Source organism: Buttiauxella cochleicola, assembly GCF_021283185.1.
Lineage (GTDB): Bacteria > Pseudomonadota > Gammaproteobacteria > Enterobacterales > Enterobacteriaceae > Buttiauxella > Buttiauxella massiliensis.
The window spans coordinates 1-4216 of sequence record NZ_JAJSOS010000028.1; the positions used below are offsets into that span (position 1 = coordinate 1).

Sequence of the window (4216 nt, forward strand, 5' to 3'; positions counted from 1 at the left end):
GCAACGCAGCGATGCTAAAACTCCCCTCGAGGCGTGAGCGTGAATATGCAAGGGAAGTGAGAGAAAAAAGGTCGAAATATCCCTTAAAAAACAATGCCGGTCACCTTAAGTGACCGGCATTAGCCGATTGGCACCTTTTTTATTGGTTATTCTTTTTCCAGCTTTGGCTTGTTGTCGATGTTGGTCAACACGCCGCTGCTGTTGAAGGTCAGCGTCAGCGTTTGCTGAGTGACATTTTCATGCCCTGGTTGCTGGCGGAAAACATAGAACCAGGTACTTGTACCGAATGGATCGGTCATCATTGGTGTACCCAGAGCATACGCAACTTGTTGTTGAGTCATGCCAGTACGAATCTTTGACACATCGTTCTGTGTCAGGTAGTTCCCCTGGTTAATGTCGGGGCGGTAAACCACTCGCTCCAGAGTGGAACAGCCTGCGGTCAGCATAAGAAGAACCGCTGCGGCAGCAGTCAGCGTTTTACAGCGCATAGTGATTTGATTCCTTTTCGGGCCCGAGCAGCACATGGCTCATTCATAATATGCCGATGATAATAAACCTTTACGCAGTTTAAAACATTAAGGCGCTTAACTCTGACCCTGGTTCGGCAAAAAAGTTGGCTTAAAACCTGCTCAATTAACAATATGCTAGCGGAATGCTTGTTTTTTGAACGATGCATATCATGCACTGCATAATGTGTATCGACAATAGCCGTTAAGCTGCCAGTAACTCTTTTGCGTTGGCAAGTGTATTGCGTGTGACTTCGCTGCCACCGAGCAAACGAGCTAGCTCTTGCAGGCGTGAGCGTTTATCCAACGGCTGCATATGGGTTTCCGTCATTTCACCATCTGTTTCTTTGCTGACAAAGAAGTGATGATGCCCACAACCGGCAACCTGTGGCAGGTGGGTTACGCACATGACCTGTGTTGATTCGCCCAACTGGCGGAGTAATTTGCCTACCACTGCGGCGGTTGGGCCGCTGATCCCAACGTCCACTTCATCGAAGATTAAGGCTGGGGTTTCCATTTTACGCGCCGTGATCACCTGAATGGCCAGAGCAATACGTGAAAGCTCACCACCTGACGCCACTTTTGCCAGTGGTTGTAATGGCTGCCCAGGGTTAGTCGTTACGCGGAAATCAATGCGGTCTGCACCGTCGGCGGTTAGGTGATTCTCGTTAAACTCTACATCGATAGCCAGTTTGCCATGTGGCATTGATAGCGAATGCATGCTTTCGGTAATCAATTCGCAAAGCTCGGCAGCGTAATGTGCACGGCGCTGATGCAATTCATGCGCGATACTCAGTGCCTGCTGATGATGGAGAGTCACTGCTTGCATCAATTCGCCCTGAGAGCTGGCCTGCTCGTCGAGCTGTTGCAACTCTTCCAGCAGTTGCTGGTGGAAAACCGGCAATTCTTCCGGTGCAATGTGGTGTTTGCGTGCCAGCGAGATTTGCCTGGAGATCCGCTGCTCCAGCTCATACAAACGGTTTGGGTCCAGATCCAGTCGGTCACAGTAGTGGCGTAACTCATCACTGGCTTCAGAAATCTGAATGTTGGCCTCTTCCAGCATATTCAATACACCAGATAGTTTTGCGTCCATTCCGGCTAATTCTTCCATCAGATGGCGCACGGTATACAGTTGGCTTTGCAGATTGTTGTCTTCGCCATCGGCAAGGATCGCCAGCGCTTGTTGACTGGTAGAAATCAGTTGCCCGCTGTTTGCCAGCCGTTTGTACTCTTCGTCGATTTGTTCGAATTCACCTGCGACAGGTGAGAATTCATTGAGTTCTTTTAGCTGGTAATTAAGCAGTTCAGTACGTGATGCACGTTCCTGAGCAAGTTGCTGATACTGTGCAAGAGTTCGGCAGCTTTGATGCCATTCGCGGTAGCGTTCTGCCATTTGCTGCAAGAGGGCAGCTTCCCCAGCATAACCATCAAGCAGGTTTTTTTGATGCTCAGGTTTCAACAAAAGTTGGTGCGCATGCTGTCCGTGAATTTGAATCAGCATTTGGCCGAGGTCACGCAGTTGCGAAAGGGGAACAGCAGTGCCGTTAATAAAGCCGCGTGAACGACCATCACTGCTGATAACACGACGCAATAAGCACTCGCGGCCATCATCAAGCTGGTTTTCTTCCAGCCAGCGCAGGGCTGCGGGGGTATCTTTCAGGGAGAAACGGGCACAGAGGTCGGCACGGCTGGCACCACGGCGCACCATGTCTGCTTCAGCGCGGCCGCCGAGACACAACCCCAGGGCATCAATCGCAATAGATTTACCGGCACCTGTCTCACCGGTAATGGCTGTCATGCCGTGGTGAAAATCAATTTCCAGTTCACGAACGATTGCGAAGTTACTGATGGTGAGTTGTGCCAGCATAATAGCTTTCCTGTATGAAAAGACATGACTGTGTTTTCATACAGTATAAACTGGTTTTATATACAGTAAAGAGCCTGGGGCGCTTTTTAGAACAATTTTTTTGACCAGCCGAGTTTTGAGCTCAATGTATTGAAATAACTGTAATCTTTTGGGTGGATAAGATTGAGATGGTAATCGCAACGGCGAATCAGTACATCTTCCCCTTCCTGAATCGGCAGGGCAATCTGGCTGTCACAGCTGATTTCCAGGTCGCTACGCATGTGCGAGAACCGCAGCCGGATAGTGCTGCTGCTGTTGATAACCAGCGGGCGGGCAGAAAGCGTGTGTGGGAACATTGGCACAAGTGTAATGGCATCAAGTGATGGGGTCAGAATTGGCCCGCCAGCAGAGAGCGAATAGGCTGTTGAGCCGGTTGGCGTAGAGATGATTAACCCGTCAGAGCGTTGCGAGAAGGCAAAGATCTCATCGATATAGACTTCGAATTCAATCATGTGCGCCACTTTGCCAGGGTGCAGAACGACTTCGTTGATGGCTGTGCTCAGGCGCGTTGGGGTATCTTGTTGGCAAACTTGGGCTTCAAGTAAGAAGCGGCGTTCTGCGATGTAATGCCCCTCAAGGACATCCGCCAGCTGTTGCTGGGCATTATCCGGGTCAAGGTCGGTTAGAAAACCCAGGTTGCCACGGTTGATGCCAATAACTTTAATGTCATAGCGAGCGAGAACGCGGGCTGCGCCAAGCATATTGCCATCACCACCAACCACAACGGCGAGATCGGCCTGCTGACCAATTTCTGCCAATGTGCCGGTTTTCACGTTTTTGAGGTTAAGTTCCTGGGCAATTTGCGACTCAACAATGACATCGTAGCCCTTGGTGCATAGCCAGCGATACAGCATTTCATGCGTGGTGAGGGCTGTGGGGTGACGAGGGTGCCCGACAATACCAATGCAGTTGAAATGTTTGTTCATTATGCCGATGGTCCTTATACGCAGAGATGCAGTCATTTATGACAATATGTCACGTTCCCTTGAATCCAGGAAACTGATCCCCATAATAAGCGAACCAGCGAGATGAATGCTAAAAACGCGGAGAAATTCATGAGTAGTAAAGATCAGAAAACACCAGACGAGCAAGTCTCGGACGAAATTGCAATGGAAAGCCACGAAGAAGTCGAGGCCGTAGAGGGTGCCGAAGTGGTTGATCCGCGCGATGAACAAATTGCCGATTTAAAAGCGCAACTGGAAGAAGTTCAGCAGCGCGAGCGTGACCTGGCGTTACGCAACAAAGCGGAAATGGAAAACCTCCGTCGCCGCACCGAACTCGATATTGAAAAGGCGCACAAGTTCGCTTTAGACAAATTCGTCAACGAACTGCTGCCTGTTATCGACAGCCTTGACCGTGCTCTGGAAGTGGCTGACAAGTCCAACACTGATTTGGCCGCCATGATTGAAGGCATCGAATTAACTCAGAAATCGATGCTGGATGTGGTGCGTAAATTTGGTGTGGATGTGGTTGGCGAAACCAACGTGCCGTTCAACCCGGATGTGCATCAGGCAATTGCGATGGTTGAATCCGAAGATGTGGCACCAAACCATGTGCTGATGGTGATGCAGAAGGGTTACACCCTGAATGGTCGCACACTGCGTGCAGCAATGGTTTCTGTGGCTAAAGCCAAAGCGTAATTCGTCAAATTGCATTAAATAAAAAGCCAGCCTTCAGGGCTAATGCCGGTCACTTAAGGTGACCGGCATTGTTTTTTAAGGGATATTTCGACCTTTTTTCTCTCACTTCCCTTGCATATTCACGCTCACGCCTCGAGGGGAGTTTTAGCATCGCTGCGTTGCTG

The 4216-nt window shown here is 49.9% G+C and carries 4 protein-coding genes; 1 reads left to right on the top strand and 3 read right to left on the bottom strand.

Translation table 11 applies throughout. The annotated features are described in order from the left end of the window. Positions 1–146 precede the first annotated feature (146 nt). The 3 genes from bamE to nadK all read right to left on the bottom strand — a co-directional run bounded on the left by bamE (position 147) and on the right by nadK (position 3338). On the bottom strand, positions 147–488 hold the full coding sequence (gene bamE, locus LVQ76_RS22215; protein ID WP_034457332.1) for an outer membrane protein assembly factor BamE: 342 nt from the start codon (positions 486–488) through the stop codon (positions 147–149). Positions 489–711: 223 nt separating this feature from the next. Further along, positions 712–2373 (bottom strand): DNA repair protein RecN, encoded by a 1662-nt coding sequence (gene recN / locus LVQ76_RS22220; RefSeq protein ID WP_232922467.1) that lies wholly within the window; start codon positions 2371–2373, stop codon positions 712–714. 86 nt (positions 2374–2459) lie between these two features. Next, positions 2460–3338 (bottom strand): NAD(+) kinase, encoded by an 879-nt coding sequence (gene nadK, locus LVQ76_RS22225; protein ID WP_151996094.1) that lies wholly within the window; start codon positions 3336–3338, stop codon positions 2460–2462. 129 nt (positions 3339–3467) lie between these two features. Between nadK and grpE the strand changes: the two genes are divergently transcribed. Next, entirely contained in the window at positions 3468–4052 is a 585-nt protein-coding gene (gene grpE / locus LVQ76_RS22230) for a nucleotide exchange factor GrpE (RefSeq protein WP_154155598.1), read from the top strand. Positions 4053–4216: the final 164 nt, after the last annotated feature.